The organism is Anabaena sp. AL09 (genome assembly GCF_001672255.1).
GTDB classification, from domain to species: domain Bacteria; phylum Cyanobacteriota; class Cyanobacteriia; order Cyanobacteriales; family Nostocaceae; genus Dolichospermum; species Dolichospermum lemmermannii.
Genome location: NZ_LJOQ01000085.1, coordinates 199,794 through 223,249 on the forward strand (window position 1 = coordinate 199,794; position 23,456 = coordinate 223,249).

Here is a 23,456-nt window from a genome sequence, read left to right on the forward strand (position 1 = left end):
TGAGTCATTTATGAGTTATTAGTTATTTACTAATAACTAATTGACTAATGACTAATGACTAATGATGTTTTAATTATTGGTGGTGGTATTATCGGGTTGGCTTGCGGTGTTGAACTTAAATTACGGGGTGCAAATGTAACTGTAATTTGCCGTGATTTTACTGCCGCAGCCAGCCATGCCGCAGCGGGAATGTTAGCGCCTGATGCGGAAAATATTACTAATGAGGCGATGTTGTCTTTATGTCGGCGATCGCGTAATTTATATTTAGACTGGACGGAAAAATTAACAAAATTAACCGCCAAAAAAGATTTAAACAATACAGGTTATTGGCCTTGCGGTATCCTCGCACCATTGTATCAACAACCTGAAAACCGGGAACACAAAAACGCTAACTGGTTAGATAAAAATACGATTAACCAATATCAAACAGGTTTGGGTGCAGATGTGGTTGGTGGCTGGTGGTATCCTGAAGATGGGCAAGTTGATAACAGGGCTTTAATGAAAGTTCTGCGAACTGCGGCTACCTCTTTGGGTGTTGTTTTCCAAGATGGAATTACCGTAGAAGCGATTTCTCAACAACAGGGAAAAGTTATTGGTGTACAAACTAATACTGGGTTACTTCGCGCTGATCATTATCTTTTAACTGCTGGTGCTTGGACGAATCAATTATTACCTTTACCAGTGCGTCCCCGCAAAGGACAAATGTTGAGTGTGCGAGTCCCGGACTTTGTGACTGAATTACCTTTAACCAGGGTGTTGTTTGGTGAAAATATTTATATTGTTCCCCGCCGCGATCGCTCTATCATTATTGGTGCAACTAGCGAAGATGTAGGATTTACTGCCCATAATACCCCTGGGGGCATTCAAAGTTTATTACAATCAGCTATACGACTATATCCCCAACTAGAGAATTATCCTCTACAAGAACTTTGGTGGGGATTTCGTCCCGCTACTCCCGATGAATTACCTATTTTGGGTCATAGTTATTGTAGTAACTTAACCTTGGCTACTGGTCATCACCGTAATGGAATTTTACTAGCACCAATTACAGCCACATTAATTGCTGATTTGATTTGTGAACAAAAAGCAGATCCTCTTTTAGCTAATTTTCATTATTCTCGCTTTTCTACTGTGTCATCTACTACTACACCAATGTTAATTCACGCGACTCCTGCCACTAACGGACACCGTAACCCAGAAATATCAGATTTAATTGTTCCAGATTCACCCTTAATTATTGCCGGCAAAAGCTTCAAATCTCGGTTAATGACGGGAACCGGTAAATATCGCAATATCCGAGAAATGCAGCAAAGTGTCGCTGCTAGTGGTTGTCAAATTGTCACGGTAGCTGTGCGACGGGTACAAACCAACGCCCCAGGACATGAAGGTTTAGCAGAGGCACTAGATTGGAGTAAAATCTGGATGTTACCCAATACCGCTGGCTGTCAAACCGCAGAAGAAGCGGTGCGAGTGGCACGGTTAGGACGGGAAATGGCGAAGTTATTGGGACAGGAAGATAATAATTTTGTTAAGTTAGAAGTAATACCTGATGCTAAATATTTACTACCTGATCCCATTGGCACTTTACAAGCTGCGGAACAGTTGGTAAAAGAGGGTTTTGCTGTATTGCCTTATATTAATGCTGATCCCATGTTAGCCAAGCGACTAGAAGAGGTGGGTTGTGCCACGGTTATGCCTTTGGCTGCCCCTATTGGTTCGGGACAAGGACTGCAAACAACTGCCAATATTCAGATTATTATTGAAAATGCCCATATTCCGGTGGTGGTAGATGCCGGCATTGGTGCGCCCTCTGAGGCTGCTGAGGCGATGGAATTGGGGGCGGATGCGTTATTAATTAATAGTGCGATCGCCCTGGCTGAGAATGCCCCAGCAATGGCTTACGCGATGAATTTAGCAACGGTAGCCGGTCGCATGGCTTATTTAGCCGGCAGAATGCCTATGAAGGATTACGCTAGTGCTAGTTCTCCTTTAACGGGGACTATTACGGGCTAATTTGTACTTACTTAGATCCCTGACTTCTTGAAGAAGTCGGGGATCTGATTTTTCGCTATTTACATACTTTCTTCTAAGACCTTGCTTTTATACTTGATCAGATCACCAGAATCTTTACCATTATGTTTTTTCAGACGGTTCTTAAGTTTAATTTCTACAGAACTATTAATATCAGGAGTTGGATTTCTATTTAAGACAATGCGTGCATAAATTTTGAATTCTTTTATTTCAGTTATCAGGTTAGTTAAAGATGAATCTATTTGTCCTATTGCTTTTTTTAAATCATGTCCTTTTAACTCTACAAAAAACGCTGATTTGTCTTCACAGGCTAAAATTAGGTAATCACATCTTTCACCTTCTTTAATTAAGCAACCATCAACCTTAATCTTACAAATCTCTTTACCGTTATTATTGGTGACTCTATACTCTTGTTTATTCCCAGAATCTTTGACAACTATGGTTTTTCTTGAATCACAAAATTCCTGACATTCACTTTTTCTAAAGAAATCGTTACACATAGTTAATCATCCAGGTTGAACAAATCATTAAACTTGTCGTTAATTATACTGGATGCGCTATCTATTTTTTCCGCTTGAATTAATTTTAATTCTTCATCAATAATTGATTCATAGCCATTTTCAGAAATAAAGTAAGCTGAAATGCGATTTGGATCAATCCAACTTTTACTATTCACAATACTTTCTACTGCTTCTTTTTCATCACCAATTTTATTTTTACCTACTTGATAAGCATATAGAAGATTATTGAAAGCAGATAAAATATAAGGACTATGAGTAGTTATAATTATTTGATTATTATAAACATTTGCTAATAAACCAATCAGTTCGACAACATCACTTTGGGTTTCTGGATAAAGGTGTGCTTCCGGTTCTTCAAACACCATAAATACACTCGTTTCATCTAAAATATATCGAAATATCAGCAATAGAATCCACACAGACTCTTGTTGTCCTGAAGACGCATATTGTAGTTTAACATATTGGTTATTTTTAAAATAAATTCTTTCTTTATCAATATCAGCATTAAATCTATATTCACCTTTGAGGATTTTTTTTAATAAATCTAGTAAGTTAGAACCTAAATCAACAGCAATATTTCTATTTTGAATAAGAGTATTTAAATCATCTGTAAAGTAAGTTTTCAATAAATTAATTCGCTTTACAAAAGATTGTGTAAAGTAGTCTAAAATGTTTGGATTGTTGATATCTTGTAGTTGATTTGTTAATGTAGACATCAAACTTCTACCAGCAGGAATAAATACAGGAGAGTGTGTTTCCTCAAATATATTATCAATGCGCGATTTAAAATTTTTAAACTGCAATCTTCTGTCTGATTCTAATTCTCGTAATTCTTCTAATGATTTAAATTTATGCTGTTGTTCTTTGGAAATTATTTTGTAATTTAAAATTTCTGTAATTAGCAAACTTAATTCGTTTTCTAGAATATTACTTAATTTTATTTTTGGAATAACAAAAGATTTAGATTGATTTTTGTAAATGGCTATTTGTTTTGTTGGTGAATATTGATATGCGACTCTAAATAATTCACAATCCAATGAAAGATTGAAATTATCTAAAAAATTAACTACCAGATGACTTAATAAATCTAAGAGAGGTTTAGGAGAAGTCAGATCGTTAGCATATATATAATCAAGTATTTCATCTTTAATAGATTTGAATATAAAAATAGATTTACTAATTGTACTTTTACCGCTTGCTTGGGGTCCAATTAACAGCATAACATCTGTAACATCAGCCTCAAATTTTTTAACGGGTCCAAAATTTTCTATAGATATTCTTTGCATAATTATGATGTTTTGATTGAGATTCAAAAATATAAATCACTATGAACAGTGTAACAAAAATTTGATGGCAAATAGTCATGTAACTGAACTTCGCGCTTAATTAGGAATGAATTCTCTTCCTGAATTAGCATTCAGGTGAAATAGAATAGCACAAAATTAAACATAAATTGTCTATTTTGTCAAGACAGCAGCCAAAATCCCAAAAACTTTGATTAATGTAACTATTTTTATGAGAGTGATGTAAAATTTATGTAACATTAAGTCAAGAAAGATAATAAGGAATCACTTCATGCCTTACACAAACGAAGAGGGTGGTCTTCTCAATAACTTTGCTAAAGAACCCAAGCTTTATCAAGCTGAACCACCAACAAACTCCCAAAAGCGTACTTATATTATCTTAGGAATTGCAGCGATGCTTTTAATTGGAGGGGTAATTTTTGTCGCTTTCACTGTCTCTAATGTTAGCTAATTGGAAAACTGCCCTTTAATAGCCTTTCCTGATTTCAGGTTCTTATTTTGATCAAGAGCCTGATTTTTTGCTAGAATAAAAAAATGCAAGTATAATTATCGTCTTTTTTTGATATTCTAGCCCACAAAACTTGATTCGTCCTGAAAAAGAAAGCATCTCCCTGAAAATCCAAATTATAAGATGTGACATTAATATTTAATTTATTCAGTCAGGATGTATACAGAAAATAGGGCTAAAACTCAACTAAATACAAGCGTGAATGAAACTGTACATACAGAAAACATTAGTTTGAATCGGCAAGTATATCAACGCCTAAAACTTGCTCTGAGTCTGGGTTTACGTAGACAAATCCTATTTGCTATATGTGATAATTTACATTTAAGAAATCGGATAGCAGCGCGGTTACACTCCACTCTAGCTTATCCAGTGGGTAAGGTCATATATCAGCGAGCTAATGTGGGAGATTTTAGCACGCCAGCTTATCCGCGATTAGTCACTCTGCGTCTAAATTTAAGTGATCCTAATCCTATAGCGCAAATCAATCAATGGTTAGCTAATTATCCACCCCCGAAGGTGGGAGGATCAACAGATAATCCTGGCCGTCCCTTACCAATGCCGGGATTTCAGATTGTCGGGGTAGAAATGCTGACTAAAGAACCAGTAGCAGTACAACGTTTATTTTTAAATTATCTCCGTTTAGGTGAACAGCATTTATCAAGTCAGGAATCTAGTCACTTTGTAGAATCTAGTCTTTTATTTTGGGTTTCTCGTCCTTGGTTGTCTGCGATTCAGCAATCAGCAGCAAAATTTTGGCATTGTCGAACCGGCGTATTTGTATTTGCAGGAGAACCGACACCAACTATAGATAATAGAGGTTATCCAGAAAAATTTGCAGATTCCTATAATTTAGGTCAAGAAAATTTAGAGCATTTAGTTGTTAATGAAGAGGAAGTTTCTCAAGACATCAAACAAACAAATAAGTTTGATTTGCCTTTAACTTCAACCACAGATTTAACACAAATAACAGATGAATTTCCGGTTCAATCTCCTCAAATAACAACTAATCAGCATTTCCCTTCCTTATCTCATATTAACCAGGAGTTGCAAGGATTAATTAAGGCAACAATAAATGCTGATGATAGTGATCAAATTCAACAATTACTCTGGGAAATTGAACAGTTACATATTCAAACAGCTAAGGGAGAAGAGTTAGGGATAGCTTATCAGAATCTTGGTAATTTCTATCGGTTGCAGATTGAGCAAGGACAAGCAACTGTGGAAAATTTGATGATAGCAATTCTAGCTTATCAGGAAGCAGTTAATTATGATGAAAGTTCTCCACAACTTCCAGATATTTTGAATGATTTGGGGACACTTTACTGGATGTTGCACCGCATCCCTGATAATTCTGAAGAAGCAAAAATTTATATGCAACAAGGGGTAGACTTTTATAAATTAGCACTCAAGATAATTACAGGTGATACTCAGCCAGAAACTTATGCGCGGATTCAAAATAACCTGGGTACTGCCTATGGTGACTTAGCAAAATTTGCTGAACCTGTAGAAAATTGGCAGTCCGCAGTTATTGCTTATGATGAAGCCATTCGTTACCGACAAGAAGAAATAGAACCTTTAAAATATGCTGCTTGTCAGAACAATTTAGGTACAGCTTATTGGCATCTAGGGCAGTACGAGCAACCTGTAGAAAATCTCACCAAAGCGATTTATGCTTATAAGTTAGCAGTCGTTCACTATCAACAGACAAATGATCCCCTAAAATATGCGATGATTCAAAATAATATGGGTACGGCTTATTGGAATCTTTCCCAATATGAACAACCAATAGAAAATCTCCAGTTAGCAATTCAGGTTTATAATGAAGCCCTAAAATATCGAACATCTGTGGATGTTCCTCAATCCTATGCTGCTACTCAAAATAATCTGGGTATCGCTTACTGGCATCTAGCAAATCAGCCACAAACAACAAAAGAAGATCAACAAAAATTCGTAAAATTATGTATTAATGCTTATGAAGAAGCTGTGAATACGGCTCACTCACTTAGTAGTCTACCTTTAAGTTTTGATTTATGGATGACACACAATAATTTAGGATTAGCCCATTATTATTTAGTGATAAATCTGTCTTTTAATGGTGATAAAAAAATGCTTTCTCAACAGTTAGAAGCCGCTTTAGAAAATCATTTACAAGCGTTAAGTGGATTTGATAGACAAACAGAAAATTATCAAACAACAATCAGCTATATTATTAGCACAATTCGGGCTTTTCACAATGAGTTAGGAATTCAAGGACAAAATTTAGCTTTATCTAAGCTTCCAGGACATTTATTGCCGAATGTCTTACCTAAGTTGTAATTTGGTAATTGGTAATTGGTAATTGGTAATTGGTAATTGGTAATTGGTAATATGAAAGAAACAGTTTTAGGGGTTCGCAATCTACAAGTTGAATTTATCAGTGACAGCAGTAAAGTAAAAGCTATTGATGATATTAGTTTTCAGCTACATCAGGGTGAGACTTTGGGAATAGTGGGAGAGTCGGGAAGTGGAAAGTCGGTTACGGCTTTAGCAATCATGGGTTTGTTGCAATATCCAGGAAAAGTTAGTGGAGGGGAAATTTTCTTTTCTCGGACAAGTGGACAACCGCTGGATTTATTAGCATTATCACCTCAAGAAATGCAGCTTTATCGAGGTGGTGATATTGCGATGATTTTTCAAGAACCAATGAGTTCTTTAAATCCGGTTTATACTATCGGGTTTCAGTTGCAAGAAGCTATTATGCGACATCAGAATGTAAATGCAATTGAAGCGAAAAGAATTGCGATCGCGGGTTTACAAGAAGTTAAACTTTTAGCTAGTGATGAACAAATTGAGGAACAGTATCTTGATCATAATTTATCTGCATCAGGTAGCTTTAAATTAGCACAGTTGGTGAAAGAACACAAAGAAGCTATGTTGGAAAGATATCCCCATGAGCTATCTGGAGGACAATTGCAACGAGTTATGATTGCCATGGCTATTTCTTGCAATCCATCTGTGTTAATTGCTGATGAACCGACTACAGCTTTAGATGTGACTGTGCAAGCGACAATTCTAGCATTGTTATATGAACTGCAACAGAGTCGCAATATGGCAATGATTTTTATTAGCCATGATTTGGGGTTAATTGCGGAAATTACTGACCAAGTAGCAGTGATGTATAAAGGTAAAATTGTCGAATATGGTGCTGCTGCACAAATTTTCAATAACCCCCAACATCCTTATACCAAAGGACTTGTAGCTTGTCGTCCTAGTTTGAATCGTCGTCCCCACAAACTGCTGACTGTTTCTGACTACATGAGTGTGACAGAAGATGAATTTGGAAAAGTGACAATTCAGAGTAAAGAACCTGCACAACCAGCAGAAACTACTAGGGACGAGACTAACGCAAGATTAGCAAATATTAGTTCACAAACACCTCTGTTGACAGTTAGTAACTTAGAAGTCGGTTTTCCAGTCCGGGGGGTATTTGGCAGCACAAAACGTTACCATAAGGCTGTAAATGGGGTTTCCTTTGATGTTTTTCCGGGAGAAACCTTGGGATTGGTGGGAGAATCTGGTTGCGGTAAAACTACTTTAGGTAGAACATTGCTGCGATTAATCGAACCGATGAGCGGTAAAATATTATTTAATGGACAGGATATTACTCACTTGACTGGGAAAACTTTGCAGCACTTACGACGGGAAATGCAAATTATTTTCCAAAATCCTTTTAGTTCCCTCAACCCCCGGATTAAGATTGGGGAAGCGATTGTAGAACCGCTGTTAATTCATGGTGTCGGTAAGTCGAAACAACAGCGACAAGCTAGGGTAGTGGAACTGTTGGAACGGGTGGGTTTAAGTGCGGATGATATGAAAAAATATCCTCATCAGTTTTCCGGTGGTCAGCGTCAACGGGTTTGTATTGCTCGCGCTTTGGCTTTAAATCCTAAGTTTATTATTTGTGATGAGTCAGTTTCAGCTTTAGACGTATCTGTACAAGCGCAAGTTTTAAATTTATTGAAAGAATTACAAGCGGATTTTCAACTAACTTACATTTTTATTTCCCATGATTTAAGTGTAGTCAAATTTTTGAGCGATCGCATTTTAGTGATGAATCAAGGGAAAATAGTGGAATCAGGGACATCTGACAGTATTTATTTAGAACCAAAAGAAGAATATACACAAAAACTAATCGCTGCAATTCCTACAGGTAGTCCAGAAAGGATCAGAAATAGAATCGGATAATGTCAGATTTAGATCCCCGACTTCTCCAATAAGTCGGGGATCTTATTGATGATGATGATCATTTAAAATATTGTAAGCTTCATTAACTAACCGCATTTTCTCTTGCACTTGTTTTTGCATTTGTGGTTGATTAACAAATAAATCAGGATGCCATTTTTTGACTAATGTTTTATAAGCTTTTTTAACTTCTGTAAAAGCAGCAGTAGGTTGTAATCCTAACACTCTATAAGCGTCAGCAATTTTATCTTTTTGTGCTGGTGTTTTCGGCGGAGTTTTTGGTGGAGTTTGTGCTTTTTGACTTGAACCAGATGATTTCATATTAGCTTTTATTTCTGCGATTTCTTGTTCCATTTCCCAAGCTTGAAATTTTGCTTCTAACTCTGCGGGGTTTGGTGGTGGGGTGTTAACTTGTTGACGTGGAGTTTCTACCTTTGGGGGAGGATTTCGAGGAGTATTTTGTTTGGGAGGTGTATATGTATAAACTTGTTGTTTTGGTATTTGAGGATTTGCAGGTTTAGGTTGATATTGATAAGGTTGATATTTACTGTTAATATTTGCTTTTGTTAACTCTGCTAATAACTGATTAAATTGATTTTGCAATCTTTGTAGATATTCCCTTTGTTGAGTAATTTCCATTGGTTCTTGACTAGCTGTAAAATAAATTATTTTTTCGGCTTTGCGTTGATATGCAGCTAATATAGATAAACCTTGACTGCTAAAACTAGATAAATAATTTTCAGCCGCATCAATACAAATTTTTGCTACCTGTTGATGATAAGATTCTTTTACTGATTTTTCATCCTGCTTTTGCAAATTTTTACTTAAAACATAAGAAATACTCCCCACCACAGCAGCACCCACAGGACCACCCAACAACCATCCAATTCCACCTCCAACAGCTACAGAACCCGGGTCAGTTAGATCATTACTATTAATAGTATTTGGTTTGACAGGTAAGGTTAATTGTGGTGGATTGGGAAAGGGAATTTTTAAATCTTCTGGACGTTCTGATTTGAAAAAATCATAAGCTTGATATAGCCATTTTATGACAGCGTTTTGTAATTCTGTCAAGTCTTTTTTTAAAGTTCCTATTTGCCAAGATTGTAAATTATTTTCCGCAAATGCGACTGCAATATCACCTTGATATTTTGTAATTAAATTAGGTAAAGATAACCAACTTTCTAATTCATCAATACTGGTTTTAAAACCTTGATAAATTAGATTTTGGGCTTTTTGTTTAATTTCTAGTTTGGATTTTTCTTTATCATCAAATATTTTAATTTCTTGATCAGACTTATTAATTTTATCAACTAATAAAGTTTGCAATTGAGAAGATATAGTTTGCAATCTTGGTAAACGCACATTACCAGAATTTTGCTGTAAAATCCCGACTAAATTTTGTAAAGCAGTTTCAAAAGCAACTAAACCACTACTATTTGCAAGCGCAACATCACCTTTTAATCTTGCGCGTAAAGCAGGTAAAGCATCAACTCGATATAAATTACTGAAACCAGGAGGTAAATCAGCGCGGAAACTTTCAGCGACAAATAGTAACCGATTGTGGACTTGTTTTTGTTCTTCCGGTTCGAGTAAATTGAGAAAATTCACTACAAAAATAACTGTTTTAATATTTCTATGTAATAACCAATCGCGGAGATTTTCTCTTTCTCCTAAAGTCATGAGTTTTCGTGCATCTAATAATTGAATAACTAAATCTGTACCGAATAATCTATCTTTTACTAAATTATCCTGTGCTTCTCTATCATTAGTTCCCGGTAAATCAACAAATTCAATTCCTGTTTCTAAAAAAGGATGAGGACAAAAAACCTCAACAGACGCAACATCTTTTCGCATCTGTCTATTACCATCTAAAACTGCAAATTGTTGTAAAACTTCTGTACCACTGCGATAGATTTCTGTACCATCTACTAACATAATCCGACTCCGCACAGTTGTCCCATATTTAACAGTAATTGCTGCACCCGTTGTGGGAATTAAATCAATGGGTAAAGTCCGATTTCCTAACATCGCATTTAGTAAAGTTGACTTACCATGATTAAATGGTCCAAATACAGCAATCTGAAAATTAGGATTAACTAAATAATTACAAATAGAATTTACATCTTGATGTAGTTGAGAATTGCGATTTAAATTCAATACCTTACAGGTAGATTTTAAAGCATCTATTAATTCACTATAACCTTGATATTTTTGCTGCATAATCTTATTTGTCAACTACAATTTTAGTAATACTCTTGTTTCTCCATTTTCTTCTGGCTTTGTGCCTCTGCGACTCTGCGTGAGAAAAAATCTGTGTTGGGTTTCCTTGCGTCAACCCAACCTACTTATAATTAGCTGTAATAAGCTAATAGATTGCTGTAAGCAGCTTCGATTTTTTGAAGTTGTTCGATCACATTCTCCTGTAAATTCTTGAATCGTTTAAATTCAGTTTCGCGGTTAATTTCCCGTGTTTTTTTCTGTTGAAGCAGATTATCTAATTCTGATTTGCGAGAAGTAATATCATCATTAATCCGTTGACTTACTTCTTTTTCATAAGTGCTAAAACATTCCTTTACTGCATCATAAACAATTGGTGCTTGTTCATTTGCGACTTGAGGAAGATATTTAATTAGCTCTTTTTTCGTAGTTTTAACTAATTCCTTTCTGGCTTGATCTGCTTGTAAAATTCCCACTCCCAACCCTAACAAAGCAAAGCCAATTGGACCGAGAAAAACTCCTGTTACGGCTGTAATCATTCCCCCCACACCAATTACAGTAAAGTAATTTAAAAGGATATTTTTCCAATCAAAACCTGCACTAGCTAAAGCGACACCGGCTAAGTTACCTCTAGATAAAGATAACAAACCCATTGCCCATTTTGCCCAGCCAGGAGAGTTATCATCTTCTGTGGTAGTATGGGTGTTGACGTTCACTTTTTGTCCGGTTAATTTTTCGGTGATTTGATTGGTAACTTGATTGTAAGAAGCACCATATTGGGAAGCAGAATTAGATAATTCTTTAAAGGCTGTATTCATTTCTTTTTCAGCATTTAATGTCCAAGCTGAAAATTTATCAGTGATATATTGTTCAAAGGCTTTTTGAAGTGCAATGTTAAAAGCGTCTCGTTTTCCACTACTCAAGAAATCAAACAAATTCAATTCTGGTTGATAGCGCAAGAAATCATTTTCAAAAGTGTTACCTAAGTTTAAAACATAGCTGCGAAAAGATTCAGATATGCCTCTGGCTTGATTATCTCTAGTATTGATAATTTCTTTTTGAAATTGATCACGAATTTGATTAAGTTTGGTGAATTCAGGTTCAACAGAATCAATGCGTTTTTTCAATTCATCTACATCTTGATCTAGTAAAGGAATGCGTCTTTCAATAGCTTCATAAGTATGATTTACCGCTTGTCTAGCTAAGGTTCTGACTTGACGTAATTCAGCGATCGCTCTTTCCCTCGTCAGAAAGGTATTTAACGCCCCCATGAACTCAGGAAACCCAGTTTTACTTAAATCAGCTTGGGGATTTTTCAATCTGCGTCGTAGTGCTTGAATTGAAGAAAGTTCAAACACTCTTTCATCATAAATATCTTGTCCATCTACATAACAATATTCAGACAAATTGGCTTTAAATACTTGTCTGAGTCGAGTTTCTGCTGATGTTAATTCTTCTATATCATCAGGATCAATTAATGATTCTTTTACCTGATCCCAAGCATTAATCAAGAAGAAAACCGATAAACCTCGTCCTTTGATATAATTCTCTAAATACCGTCTTTCACCTAAAGTACAAGGTTGAGAAGCCCGCATCACAAACAAAATTGCATGACAGTTATTCACATAGCCTAAAGATAACTCATTTCGAGCTTCTGTATCATTCAAACCTGGACTATCAACAATTTCAATCCCCTTTTCTAGTAAAGTCAAAGGATACTCAACAACTGCATAATCAACATCAGGAAATGCCTGTTTTTGTTCCTGTTCTAACTTCTTCGCTTCCGCTGGATCAATGGTATATTTATATTTAAAGCTTTGAAAATCTAACTGTTGAGGACTTTTCCCATCATTGAAATGAATAGTAACTTTCTTTTCTGCTCCATAACGTAAAATTGTTAATATCGCAGTGCAGGGATTGACATCACTGGGTAATAAATTCTCACCAATTAAGGCATTAAGAAATGTACTTTTACCCCGTTTCATATCCCCTAAAACTAACAGCCGAAATACACCATTTCTGAGATTTTTACTAGCGGCTGTAATGTCTTCAATATCTCTTGTTAAACTTAATTTTCCCGAATAATTATCTCCAGCCAACTCCGCTTGATTAATCGTATCGGCGATTTTACTTAAACAAATAGCAATTTCCGAACGAACTTGAGAAACCCGTTCTAAATCATTGATAAATTGCTCAGTTCCCACTTGATAATTCATGATGATTATACTTTATTTAGAGTTTTTAATTTGCGATTCTAAGAAAAGTTTGTAAACAAGAAAAGCCAAAGCCCCAAAAATAATAATTCCGGCTAAAAATGAGGCTACTCGAACTGCAACTATAGTTGCAACAGCCAAACCAAAAATTTTTCCACCAAGAATGATTTTTCTTAGCCAAGGTTTTTGAGATTGTTCTGGTTGATGTTTCTGAGTTTTATAAACAGGTTGATCAATAGCATTGATTTGATCATCCAGTTCTCGGAGTCGCTTTTCTAGCTGACGTTGAATGTCTTGATTGTGTTCATGGGGAGATTTCATTAATGTCCACCTTGTTTATGAAATCATTTAGTATATTGTATGATAACTTACGCACAGAAACAAACAAAGCAATATTAACATTGCTAGATTGAGTTTAAATTCAATCTTTTGTACTTGCTTTTCAGAAATTTTCGGGAAGAAGATCCCATTAGAATTGAGATTATAGCAATTTTAATGTATTTCTTCCTTAGCGTCTTTGCGCGAAACAAAATTACATAAAAATGTCAAAATTTGATTGGGAAAAACTCAGGTAGATACAAAATGGATATCAAAAATGGATTTGTTGGTACAATTGGTAACACCCCATTAATTCGTTTAAACAGTTTTAGCGAAGAAACAGGTTGTGAGATCTTAGCCAAAGCCGAATATCTGAACCCTGGTGGTTCTGTCAAAGATCGGGCTGCGCTGTATATTATCGAAGATGCAGAAAAAAAAGGACTTCTCAAACCCGGTGGTACAGTAGTCGAAGGAACAGCGGGAAATACGGGAATTGGACTGGCACATATTTGCAACGTCAAAGGTTATAAATGCTTGATTATTATTCCCAATACCCAATCCCAAGAAAAAATAGATGCTTTAACTACCTTGGGTGCGGAAGTTCGTCCTATTCCTGCCGTCCCTTACAAAGATCCGAATAATTACGTTAAACTATCTGGTAGAATTGCGGCAGAAATGGAAAACGCCATTTGGGCTAATCAGTTTGATAATTTAGCCAATCGTACTGCCCATTATGAAACCACAGGTAGAGAGATTTGGCAACAGACAAATGGTAGAATTGACGGCTGGGTGGCATCAACTGGTACTGGTGGTACTTATGCTGGTGTGGCAATGTACCTAAAAGAACAAAATCCGGGCGTTAAATGTGTTGTTGCTGACCCTTTAGGTAGTGGACTATATAGCTATATCAAAACTGGTGAGATCAAAATAGCAGGTAATTCGATTACTGAAGGTATTGGTAATAGTCGCATTACCGCCAATATGGAAGACGCACCTATTGATGATGCTATCCAAATTGATGATTCTGAAGCCTTGCGTGTTGTTTATCAACTATTAAGAAAAGATGGTTTATTAATGGGTGGTTCAACGGGAATTAATGTCGGTGCGGCTGTGGCTTTAGCTAAACAGTTGGGTCCAGGACATACTATTGTAACTATTTTGTGTGACAGTGGTTCTCGCTATCAATCACGAATATTTAATAGTGCATGGTTAGCCAGTAAAGGATTAGTGATCAATTAGGATTTCTTAGCGATCGCCACATATACCAAATATAGTATCATAGTGGCGATTTAGAACATGAAGCCCAGTGCTTGGGTGTTACTTCTGATTCTATTATTAAATTATGGCTGGCTGAACGTCTTGATAAAAAAGTTACTAGCAAGTAAAAACAGTAAATATTTGGATATTTTCAGTGAATTAACTGTAAACAAATGTCAAACGTCCCAACTCAGGAACAACCCCTGCCTATTTCTGTAAAAGTATGTCAACATCGTACTTGTAGAAAACAAGGTGCAGAAGAAGTATTAGCAGCTTTACAAGCTTTACCTGCTCCTAATGTGACAATTGCAGCTAGTGGCTGTTTAGGTCAATGTGGTAATGGTCCAATGGTGCTAGTTTTACCCGAAATGGTTTGGTATTGTCGGGTTTTACCTCAAGAAATACCCAGATTAGTGGAACAACATTTATTAGCTGGTAAAAGAGTTAAGGAAATGCTTTATTATCGGTTTCATCCCCAGGGATAAAGATCACTGAAAATATATAAATGCTGTAATTTAGTACAGTAAGAAGTGAGGGAATGAATGGATATTCAGCATCTACGTCAAGCATTAAAAATGAAGTGGCTAATTTATTACGAACAAAATCGTTCTTGGCTAGTTAAAATGCGAATCTGGAAAGATTATGCTGGCATCCGCAGACCTTCTTCTGGTTACATTTTAGCAACTTTATCCACTTTAGAACCAGAGTTAAAAAAAATCCTCCCTTTCATTTTGGATTTAAACAATGATCCTGATAGGATAATTGCAGCTTTGTGTTTGCACTTCAATCCTGAACAGGAATTAAACTTATTAAAATCCCAGCATTCTACCGCAAAAAATGAGATTGTGAGTACCTCTCCTGCTCATATAGCCTTGACAGATTCACCTGTACCCAAAGAACGCAAACAGGTGTTATTGAAAATGACTACAGGCATTTCTGTGATTGCAGTGGCTACACCGATTCATCATCATTCTTCAGTTAAGCTACCTGTCGGATTGGCCAGGGAACAAATAGATAAACGATTGATAACTACGGGAATTTCCAGCCCAAATATTACCGGGATTTCATCTACTCATGGCAATATTTTTCCGTCTTGGCTAGATGAATTGTGTCCAGGTAGAGGAAATGGGTAATGGACAATTAGGCATTACTTAATGGATATTCGTGGGAAACAAAGGGAATAGCAATTATTTCTCCTTCTGTTTCTCCAACTTGTACTTTTAAGCCAACTCCACCAGCTTTACTTCTGATGTAACCTAGTCCAAAATGACCATCAGGAGTGGTTGTATAGCTGGTGAGTTTACCTACTTTTTCTTCCCCAATGGTGATGACTGTTCCCGGTTCAGCCGCAGCACTAAGACGAATTCCCCAAAGGTATTGCTTTACACCTTTGTATGTATTAAGTCTGGCAATGGTTTCCTGACCGATATAACAACCTTTGCTAAAGGAAACTGTCTGCCATAAACCCACTTCCAAGGGGTTATAATCATCCGTGAGTTCTGAATCGGTCGCGGGACGACCTTGTAATATTCGTAACATTTCCCAAGCGCGATCGCTCAATTCCACAGTCCCCAATCCTAGTATTTTCTCCCACCATATTTGTTTTTCGGCAATCGGTAAAATCAATGTATATCCAGGTGCAGCCAAGCCACTACCCACTGCAACTATCACCCGATCAACTAAAATATGATTACCATCTGGTTGACCAATTAAATCACCAGCTCCTAAATTTTCGACGATAGCATGGCTTTGAGGTCCAATCAGGCTTAATGTTGCCGTTTCCTCAGTCACATCAGTTAATTTAACCTTATCTGCAAAGAAGATATAGCGATCTAACCATGCCATAAGTTCCTGACGACGGTGAGGGGAAACTAACAATAAAACAGCATCATCTAATACATAAGCAGTCACTAAATCTATCGTCCGAGCGGTAGATGTCACCATGACAGTATCGCAGCCCTGACCAGGTTTGCGAGATTGAAAATCATTAGTGCTTTGATTATGTAAAAAGCGGAGACGATCATCATCAGAAATCCGAATACGCCCCCAATCAGAGCGATCTCTGACCACGACCCCTTCCCTTACCGCTTGAATAGCATTTATATCGTTAGTATCAATTGCAGATGTTAACATAGTGGTACAGAGTTGATAAAATTATCACCATAAGCAGATAGAGGATGTAGGTTAACATCAAGCTCTTTCAAAACTATAGTTTTCAACTTGGATCTAGTTTATACTCAGATACCGGACTTCTTTAAGAAATCCGGTATGTAGCTTTTGTAAAAATGGAGAGGGGGGGATTCGAACCCCCGAAGGGATATAATCCCTTAACAGATTAGCAATCTGCCGCTTTCGACCACTCAGCCACCTCTCCAGGTCATGAGTAATAATCGTAGCAGAAGTTTTTGAGCTTGTCAATAGTTATTTTGTAAATAGATTCATTGACCATTGACCAATGACCAATGACCAAGTTTTGACACTCTCCGCGTCTAAAGACGCGGAGATTCTATAGAGAGTTTCAGTCTATATCCCTCAGTTATCCCAGTTTCAGGCAGGGTTCCTTAAATATTTGGGTTCTTGCCCTGATTTCGTTTGCCCTGGCGGGTGAAATCATATCTGACAAGCGTAACTTTCCGAGAGTCCCTCGGTAGCTTTTTATGTCTTTAGTGACAATTTAGTTGTATCACGAATATGGATTAAAATTTGAAATAATTTCAAATTTTAAAATTAACGTCAATGCAGGATAAAGGAAAGCCTCTAGCCTTCATCTCTTGTCTAAGAGGGTGTTTGAAAAGTTATGGTTGATGTATCAAATATTTTTTACCCCACCCTAACCCTCCCCTTGTAAAGGGGAGGGAACTGGATCAATGTGATGAAAATTACGGAATACCACTTTTCAAACATCCTCTAAAGCCCAAATGTGGCTGACTGAGTCAGCCACATTTTCAAGGGTTTTCGGCGTTCTTCCTTATAAAACTTGAGATCGCATCCAAGCTGCTGGCAAAGTACGTAACTTTTTCCATTGGGGAACATAAGCTCGCTGACTGAACACATCATAATTATTGCGCTCAATCACCTCTAAAATCTGCTCATAGAGCATGGATGCAGCCCAAACAGGCCACCGAGCATCAGCAGAAAGATAACTAATACCTTTATCTGCTTGAATATAGAATTGACGGGCGCGATCAATTTGAAACCGCATGAGTGAACGCCAACGGTCATCCACTACGCCGCGAATACATTCTTCCTCGGTGTAATTAAATTTGGCCAAATCTTCTAGGGGAATATAGATTCTGCCTCGACGGGCATCTTCACCAACATCACGGAGAATATTCGTGAGTTGATTGGCAATTCCCAAAGCGATCGCTTCTTCTATAGGAAGATAAGGCTGTTGGCCTTGATGCCAAGGGGCTGTATAGATATTATTATCTATACCCATAATCGTTGTTGACATCAAACCTACAGTCCCCGCTACTCGGTAGCAGTAGAGGTATAAATCCTCAAAGGTTGCATAGCGACTGCGATACAAATCCATCCGCTGACCGGCGATCATATCCCGAAAGGGTTGAATGTCTAGCGGAAAGCGTTGGAGAGTATCTACTAACGCTACATCATAATTATCCAATGGGCATCCCGCAAAAATGGATTCCAGTTGCTTTTCCCATAGTTCTAGGGTTTCTGGCGTGGTAATACCAGATGCAGGACCATCCACTAATTCATCTGTGCGGCGACACCAGGCATAAATTGCCCAAACAGATTGACGCTTGGCCGGACTCATCAACATTGTCCCCAAGTAAAAAGTCTTGGCGTACTTAGCTGTGAGTTCCCGACAAAGGTTGTATGACTCATCTATAGAGACCAGCGTTTTCATGCGCGGGGGGGAATCAGGCAGTTGCAGCATTCTTGGCGGGCGGTCGTGTTGGCGTTTGCAGGTTAGAGGGATTTGCTACCGTCTGTGCTTGGAATATCGCCTGCGCTGTCAGTTTACCAGAAAGTACAGCCCCTTCCATGCTGGCTAGATAGCGCTGCATGGTGTAATCCCCAGTCAGATAGAAATTAGCAATGGGGGTTTCCTGGGAAGGACGGTACTGTTGACGACCTGGGGTAGCCTTGTAAACTGAACGTGGTGTTTTTACCACATGATATTTCAGCATTTTGGTAGGATTATCCCCCCCAAAGTGTTGGGGAAAGAGTTTTTCTAACTCAGTAATAGTTGCAGCAACAATGTCCTCATCGGATTTAGATATCCAATCTTTTGCCGGTGCTAGAACTAATTCCAGCATGGAACGGTGAGGATTGGCGTATTCACGGCAAGTATTACTCATATCAGCATAAACGCTGAGGAGAGGAGAACGCGAAAATAGCAGATGATCAATATCTGTTAATTTGCGGTCGAACCAGATATGGACATTAATCACTGGGACCCCTTCTAAACCCTCTAATTTTTGGAAAAATGGCATTTCTTTCCAAGAAATGGGCAAAATCGGCTTTAAGGGGTCAACTGGAAGGGCAGAGACATAAGTATCCGCTGTAAATATTTCATCTTCTGCCCCATTTAAACCGCGGAGGAGGAAGCCTTTCACAGTTCCATCCTCATTGAGTAAAATCTCTTTCAAGGGCGCATTCAGACGGACTTCACCACCCCGTTCAGTAATGTGGTCAATAATGGGCTGACACAATCTTTCTGTGGGTGAACCATCAAGGAAGGCCATTTTTGAGCCGTTTTTCTCTTGGAGAAAGCGATTCAAAGCCGTTAAGAGGACAGTAGCAGAAATTTCATCGGGGTCAATGAAGTTCAAGGCTTTGGACATCGCAATGAATACTTCTTTTTCTACCCTGGGGGGGACGTTTTGTTTTTGCAGCCACTCCCGGAAAGAATATTTGTCCATTTCTTCGACATACTTTTGCCCTTGGAGAATGGCAGGTAGTAATCCGATGCCAAAACTGATTTTCTCCGGCCAGGTCAGCATATCGTTGTTTCTGAGAATTGCTACCATCCCATTGATAGGTGCTGGTAAATCGGGGAAATCAAAGCGGCTGTAAGTCCCCGGCGCTTCGGGCTGATTGAAGATCATTGTGTGTTCTTTCCACTGCAACCGCTCTTCAATATCCAATTCTTTGAATAACTGCAACATATTGGGATAAGCCCCAAAGAAAATATGCAGTCCTGTTTCGTACCAGTCCCCATCAGCATCCTTCCACGCTGCCACTTTCCCCCCCACTACGTCTCGGCGTTCCAAAACGATGGGTGTGTGACCTAGATCCGTGAGATATTTTGCACAGGAAAGTCCTGCTAGACCCGCTCCCGCGATTGCTACGCGCATTTAAACCTACTATTATTTAATATTTCTTAACTGTTTTGTCGTTCTAATTATACGTTACAATCCGTTACATTTGGCGATTCTAGTTTGATTGCTTCCCAAAAAATTCCCAAAATCTTCCGCCAACTATCTAATTTACCCTAATCATCAGTCCAGGGATTAATACAAATTTTTTTGAAGTCAAAAATATTTAGTGTAGTTTATGACTCATCATCAATCCGTGTATATTTTTGGGTAACTGCTTGTCACAAATACAAAACCTGATTTTTTATTAAGTATTAATATGCAAGATGCCTATGTGACTTAGTAAAGTAAATGGCAGGATAAATCGCTATTCATAAGCAAAAGTAATGGAAATATTAGTAATACCTGAAAACTAGATTTAAAACTTTTATTTATTTAAATACCCATTACGGTATATGATGATCCCAGATAGTTTAATCATAATTAAGTCTGAAATCTTACAGAGATTGTCTAATTCAAAAAAAATTTGTTCGCTGTTCCATAAAACTCTTTTTTATTCAACCTGGGGATTATTTCTCTAGGAATTGTGCATCTATCTGGAGAATAAATAAACTATGATATCAACGGGAATAATATGGGCGACATCCTTCACAGGTGGTACTTTGGTGTTGACAGCAAATTTACCGCTGGGTTTAATAGCTGCATTTTCTCCAATACAACTTACAACCAACTTAGTCAAGCCCCAGGCTCAATTTCTGACCATTTCTCAAGAATATAAAACTGCTTGGCAAAAAACCTTAATATCAAAAACCTCTTTCACATTTGATTGGATAAATAGGCGATTATCATCATATCGAGATAGGTCTATGACTCTACCTTCAACAACCTTGAAGGCAAAAGAAACAAAATTTTGTGCCTCTGTGCCAGAAAATATACCTGCACAACCTCACTGGCAAAATTTTACTAACTTTCGACAGATAATATTTACTCAAGTTAGTGTTCCTAAACTAGATTTGTCACCAGCTACTGTTGTGCGATCGCTCGAAAGCTTCTTTAATATCATCAACAATCCAATTGAGCCAAATGGAAGTTATGATTACTCACCAGTATTGATTGTCAAGCGGAATTCATCCAGTTATGAAGTATGGGTTAATAACAGCTTTGTTGCCCGACTACCTGATCAAATTACAGCTAATGATTTACAAAAACGCTTACAGCAATTAGTAATATCACGTACTGAACAACCTACGCAATTACAACCAGGTTTAGTTGATAAGACTCCTTCTCTGATGATAGGTAATAGATTACTATTTGCAATAGATCGAAAAATCTCTGATGAACTTGGTCGCAGCGGTGATATTTTAGCAATGGAATGGACGAATAATTTACGAATAGCCCTCCATACTAAACCGCTAACACTGATACAAGGGCAAATGGAAATGTATGGATTACAGTCCTCAAATACAAAACTTTCTGGTATAGCTTCTTGGTATGGTGGCTATTTTCATGGTCGTTTAACCGCAAATGGTGAGATATATAATCAAGATGATTTCACTGTTGCCCATCGTAGCCTACCTTTTAATACCTTCTTAAAAGTAACAAATTTACAAAACAATAAATCCGTGATTGTGCGTGTAAATGATCGCGGTCCTTATATTGCACCAAGAAGCCTAGATTTGTCTCGAACTGCGGCTCGTTGTCTCGGTAGTGAACATACTGGAGTCGTAGCTTATCAGGCTGTGGTTTTACAACAAAATGCGCCACAAATGACGTTGAAACCATCTCCACCAAAAACTGAAAATATGGCTAATGCGAAAAGTGAGTTATTGGTTTCTAATTTTTAGTAACATGGAAGGATATAAGTAGAAAAAATGCGTTGCATAATGGCAGTATGAATTCTGTTTCACGCAAAGAGGCAAAGGAGCAAAGACGCAAAGGTAAGAGTTTTAATTGTGTAGCGTAAGCTATAAGTTCAATCAGGAGAATTTCATACCTGAATTTAGCAACACCAGAAAATACTTTATCCTTTACTTAAATCACCAAATTATGTCAATATCCCAATTATCACAAAGCTTTGGTAATCACCTCATTCTGGGTATTTCTGGGACAAGTTTAAACGATGGTGATAAACGGGCGTTAAATGAATTAAAACCGATTGGTGTTATCTTTTTTGCTAAAAACTTTCTTGACGGTGTACCATATCCAGTCTGGTTAGAAAAGTTTAAAACCCTGATTGACGAAGTTCGCCAATATTCTGAACGCGACTCCATATTTACTACTTTAGATCATGAAGGTGGGCGAGTTGTGCGGACACCTTTACCAATTACTCGCTTTCCTTACGCTTATTTATTGCAATCTCATGCTTATGAAGTTGCAAAAGCCACAGCTTTAGAATTAAAATCTCTGGGAATTAATCTTTCTTGGTCTCCGGTTGCAGATATTTTCTCTAATCCCCAAAACCCAATTATTGGACCCCGTGCATTTGGAAATACACCGCAAACCGCTAGTGAAGGTGCGCGGGAATATTACCGAGGATTGCGGGAAGAGGGCATTTTAGGTTCTGCTAAACACTTTCCTGGCCATGGAGACACTAGCACTGATTCCCATTTGGAGTTACCAATATTAAATTTGAGTCGGGAAGATTTGCGAAACCGGGAATTGATTCCTTTTCAAACATTAATTCAGGACAAAATTCCGTTAATTATGACGGCGCATATTTTGTTTCCGCAAATTGATCCAGAAGTGCCAGCAACCTTATCTAAAATCATTTTAAATGATATTTTGCGGAAAGAGTTAGGTTTTGAAGGTGTGATAGTTTCCGATGATTTAGATATGAAAGCTGTCTCGGAAATGTTTATGCAATCGGGAACAGTTGCGCGGGCTTTTCATGCTGGTTGTGATTTGTTTATAGTTTCTCGTAATATCAATTCTTCTTCTTTAGAACGAACATATAAAATAGCTGAAGATTTTTCTGCTAGTTTGAATAATGGTAGTTTAAATGCAGGAGTTGTGGAAGCTGCACGGGAGAGGGTGGAAAAGTTATTGCGGATAACTCCTCAATATCCGGTTTCGACTCTTGATAAGGAGACCTTGGTGAAGAATGCAGAATTAGCTATTAGTTGTTGTTTGTAAGGGGATTGAATAAAAATCAAGAGTGTGGGTGATAACCTATATTTATATAACCCACATTCCACACTTCATTTTGTAATACACCAAGATTACCAATATCGGGCTAATAATGGTCAGATAGCGATTCCTAGGTCGCGCTTCGCTATCGCATTACCACGAGGAAAAATCAGGATTAATACTTAATAAAACTAAGTAGGTCGGCGTTAAAAATTATTGTTGTGGAAAGGCAAGAGTGAAGAGGTTTTTGGAGATTTTACTTTTCTTTACACAATTTGGTTTTATTATGTCGACCTACTTATTCTAATTTGGTAACATTTTTTGAAGCATAAATATGTGACATCTTGAAGTGCGGAATGCTGGATCAAACATGGGCTGTATGTGGTTTTTGAGTTTTTGTTTTGGAAAACTATAACTCTACTACATCAGCCCTCTCTCTTCATCCTCTTTTT

The 23,456-nt window shown here is 37.5% G+C and carries 17 protein-coding genes and 1 tRNA gene; 9 read left to right on the forward strand and 9 right to left on the reverse strand.

Annotated features, from left to right (window positions below):
- Positions 1–54: 54 nt before the first annotated feature.
- Positions 55–2,013, forward strand: a complete 1,959-nt coding sequence (gene thiO, locus AN490_RS17580; RefSeq protein ID WP_300006024.1) for a glycine oxidase ThiO — start codon at positions 55–57, stop codon at positions 2,011–2,013.
- Positions 2,014–2,072: 59 nt separating this feature from the next.
- Here the strand turns inward: thiO and AN490_RS17585 are convergent, their stop codons facing one another.
- A complete protein-coding gene (locus AN490_RS17585) occupies positions 2,073–2,531 on the reverse strand; it encodes a hypothetical protein (protein ID WP_300006027.1) in 459 nt (152 codons plus the stop codon).
- A gap of 2 nt (positions 2,532–2,533) precedes the next feature.
- On the reverse strand, positions 2,534–3,838 hold the full coding sequence (locus AN490_RS17590) for an AAA family ATPase (RefSeq protein ID WP_300006030.1): 1,305 nt from the start codon (positions 3,836–3,838) through the stop codon (positions 2,534–2,536).
- A gap of 289 nt (positions 3,839–4,127) precedes the next feature.
- Here AN490_RS17590 and AN490_RS17595 point away from each other — a divergent pair, with 289 nt between their 5' ends.
- The 3 genes from AN490_RS17595 to AN490_RS17605 all read left to right on the forward strand — a co-directional run bounded on the left by AN490_RS17595 (position 4,128) and on the right by AN490_RS17605 (position 8,588).
- Complete coding sequence (locus AN490_RS17595) at positions 4,128–4,307, forward strand: ssl1498 family light-harvesting-like protein (protein WP_168631883.1); 180 nt, start codon at positions 4,128–4,130, stop codon at positions 4,305–4,307.
- 213 nt (positions 4,308–4,520) lie between these two features.
- Positions 4,521–6,680, forward strand: coding sequence for a tetratricopeptide repeat protein (locus AN490_RS17600; RefSeq protein WP_300006090.1), 2,160 nt, complete (start codon positions 4,521–4,523; stop codon positions 6,678–6,680).
- A 51-nt stretch (positions 6,681–6,731) separates the two neighbouring features.
- The gene (locus AN490_RS17605; protein WP_300006093.1) at positions 6,732–8,588 is read left to right on the forward strand and encodes an ABC transporter ATP-binding protein; all 1,857 of its coding nucleotides are present in this window, start codon (positions 6,732–6,734) and stop codon (positions 8,586–8,588) included.
- 42 nt (positions 8,589–8,630) lie between these two features.
- Here the strand turns inward: AN490_RS17605 and AN490_RS17610 are convergent, their stop codons facing one another.
- The 3 genes from AN490_RS17610 to AN490_RS17620 form a co-directional block, all read right to left on the reverse strand.
- Entirely contained in the window at positions 8,631–10,808 is a 2,178-nt protein-coding gene (locus tag AN490_RS17610) for a dynamin family protein (protein WP_300006096.1), read from the reverse strand.
- A 131-nt stretch (positions 10,809–10,939) separates the two neighbouring features.
- Positions 10,940–13,021: a dynamin family protein gene (locus tag AN490_RS17615; RefSeq protein WP_300006099.1), complete on the reverse strand. Its 2,082-nt coding sequence runs from the start codon at positions 13,019–13,021 to the stop codon at positions 10,940–10,942.
- Between the two features lie 12 nt (positions 13,022–13,033).
- Entirely contained in the window at positions 13,034–13,339 is a 306-nt protein-coding gene (locus tag AN490_RS17620) for a hypothetical protein (RefSeq protein WP_300006102.1), read from the reverse strand.
- A 261-nt stretch (positions 13,340–13,600) separates the two neighbouring features.
- Here AN490_RS17620 and AN490_RS17625 point away from each other — a divergent pair, with 261 nt between their 5' ends.
- The 3 genes from AN490_RS17625 (at position 13,601) to AN490_RS17635 (ending at position 15,726) form a co-directional block, all read left to right on the forward strand.
- Positions 13,601–14,575, forward strand: a complete 975-nt coding sequence (locus AN490_RS17625; protein WP_300006105.1) for a cysteine synthase A — start codon at positions 13,601–13,603, stop codon at positions 14,573–14,575.
- A 191-nt stretch (positions 14,576–14,766) separates the two neighbouring features.
- Entirely contained in the window at positions 14,767–15,078 is a 312-nt protein-coding gene (locus AN490_RS17630; protein ID WP_213719908.1) for a (2Fe-2S) ferredoxin domain-containing protein, read from the forward strand.
- Between the two features lie 57 nt (positions 15,079–15,135).
- A complete protein-coding gene (locus AN490_RS17635; protein ID WP_148763766.1) occupies positions 15,136–15,726 on the forward strand; it encodes a DUF5331 domain-containing protein in 591 nt (196 codons plus the stop codon).
- Between the two features lie 7 nt (positions 15,727–15,733).
- On the opposite strand, the gene AN490_RS17640 is transcribed toward AN490_RS17635, so the two are convergent.
- The 4 genes from AN490_RS17640 to pds all read right to left on the reverse strand — a co-directional run bounded on the left by AN490_RS17640 (position 15,734) and on the right by pds (position 19,917).
- Entirely contained in the window at positions 15,734–16,726 is a 993-nt protein-coding gene (locus tag AN490_RS17640) for a folate-binding protein (protein ID WP_300006109.1), read from the reverse strand.
- Positions 16,727–16,879: 153 nt separating this feature from the next.
- Positions 16,880–16,967 (reverse strand) — tRNA-Ser (locus AN490_RS17645).
- Positions 16,968–17,561: 594 nt separating this feature from the next.
- Entirely contained in the window at positions 17,562–18,494 is a 933-nt protein-coding gene (gene crtB, locus AN490_RS17650; protein WP_300006112.1) for a 15-cis-phytoene synthase CrtB, read from the reverse strand.
- Positions 18,478–19,917, reverse strand: coding sequence for a 15-cis-phytoene desaturase (gene pds, locus AN490_RS17655; protein WP_300006115.1), 1,440 nt, complete (start codon positions 19,915–19,917; stop codon positions 18,478–18,480). Before pds ends, crtB begins: the two co-directional genes overlap by 17 nt.
- A gap of 575 nt (positions 19,918–20,492) precedes the next feature.
- Between pds and AN490_RS17660 the strand changes: the two genes are divergently transcribed.
- Together AN490_RS17660 and nagZ are read left to right on the forward strand one after the other, a co-directional pair.
- Positions 20,493–21,722 carry a septal ring lytic transglycosylase RlpA family protein gene (locus AN490_RS17660; RefSeq protein ID WP_300006118.1) on the forward strand — a complete coding sequence of 410 codons (1,230 nt, stop codon included), beginning with the start codon at positions 20,493–20,495 and terminating at the stop codon, positions 21,720–21,722.
- A 202-nt stretch (positions 21,723–21,924) separates the two neighbouring features.
- Positions 21,925–23,010 (forward strand): beta-N-acetylhexosaminidase, encoded by a 1,086-nt coding sequence (gene nagZ / locus AN490_RS17665; protein ID WP_300006121.1) that lies wholly within the window; start codon positions 21,925–21,927, stop codon positions 23,008–23,010.
- The last annotated feature ends 446 nt before the right edge of the window (positions 23,011–23,456 follow it).

Coding starts and splice junctions, on each gene's coding strand:
- thiO (WP_300006024.1), top strand. CDS start 55: ATGACTAATGATGTTTTAATTATTGGTGGTGGTATTATCGGGTTGGCT.
- AN490_RS17585 (WP_300006027.1), bottom strand. CDS start 2,531: ATGTGTAACGATTTCTTTAGAAAAAGTGAATGTCAGGAATTTTGTGAT.
- AN490_RS17590 (WP_300006030.1), bottom strand. CDS start 3,838: ATGCAAAGAATATCTATAGAAAATTTTGGACCCGTTAAAAAATTTGAG.
- AN490_RS17595 (WP_168631883.1), top strand. CDS start 4,128: ATGCCTTACACAAACGAAGAGGGTGGTCTTCTCAATAACTTTGCTAAA.
- AN490_RS17600 (WP_300006090.1), top strand. CDS start 4,521: ATGTATACAGAAAATAGGGCTAAAACTCAACTAAATACAAGCGTGAAT.
- AN490_RS17605 (WP_300006093.1), top strand. CDS start 6,732: ATGAAAGAAACAGTTTTAGGGGTTCGCAATCTACAAGTTGAATTTATC.
- AN490_RS17610 (WP_300006096.1), bottom strand. CDS start 10,808: ATGCAGCAAAAATATCAAGGTTATAGTGAATTAATAGATGCTTTAAAA.
- AN490_RS17615 (WP_300006099.1), bottom strand. CDS start 13,021: ATGAATTATCAAGTGGGAACTGAGCAATTTATCAATGATTTAGAACGG.
- AN490_RS17620 (WP_300006102.1), bottom strand. CDS start 13,339: ATGAAATCTCCCCATGAACACAATCAAGACATTCAACGTCAGCTAGAA.
- AN490_RS17625 (WP_300006105.1), top strand. CDS start 13,601: ATGGATATCAAAAATGGATTTGTTGGTACAATTGGTAACACCCCATTA.
- AN490_RS17630 (WP_213719908.1), top strand. CDS start 14,767: ATGTCAAACGTCCCAACTCAGGAACAACCCCTGCCTATTTCTGTAAAA.
- AN490_RS17635 (WP_148763766.1), top strand. CDS start 15,136: ATGGATATTCAGCATCTACGTCAAGCATTAAAAATGAAGTGGCTAATT.
- AN490_RS17640 (WP_300006109.1), bottom strand. CDS start 16,726: ATGTTAACATCTGCAATTGATACTAACGATATAAATGCTATTCAAGCG.
- crtB (WP_300006112.1), bottom strand. CDS start 18,494: ATGCTGCAACTGCCTGATTCCCCCCCGCGCATGAAAACGCTGGTCTCT.
- pds (WP_300006115.1), bottom strand. CDS start 19,917: ATGCGCGTAGCAATCGCGGGAGCGGGTCTAGCAGGACTTTCCTGTGCA.
- AN490_RS17660 (WP_300006118.1), top strand. CDS start 20,493: ATGATATCAACGGGAATAATATGGGCGACATCCTTCACAGGTGGTACT.
- nagZ (WP_300006121.1), top strand. CDS start 21,925: ATGTCAATATCCCAATTATCACAAAGCTTTGGTAATCACCTCATTCTG.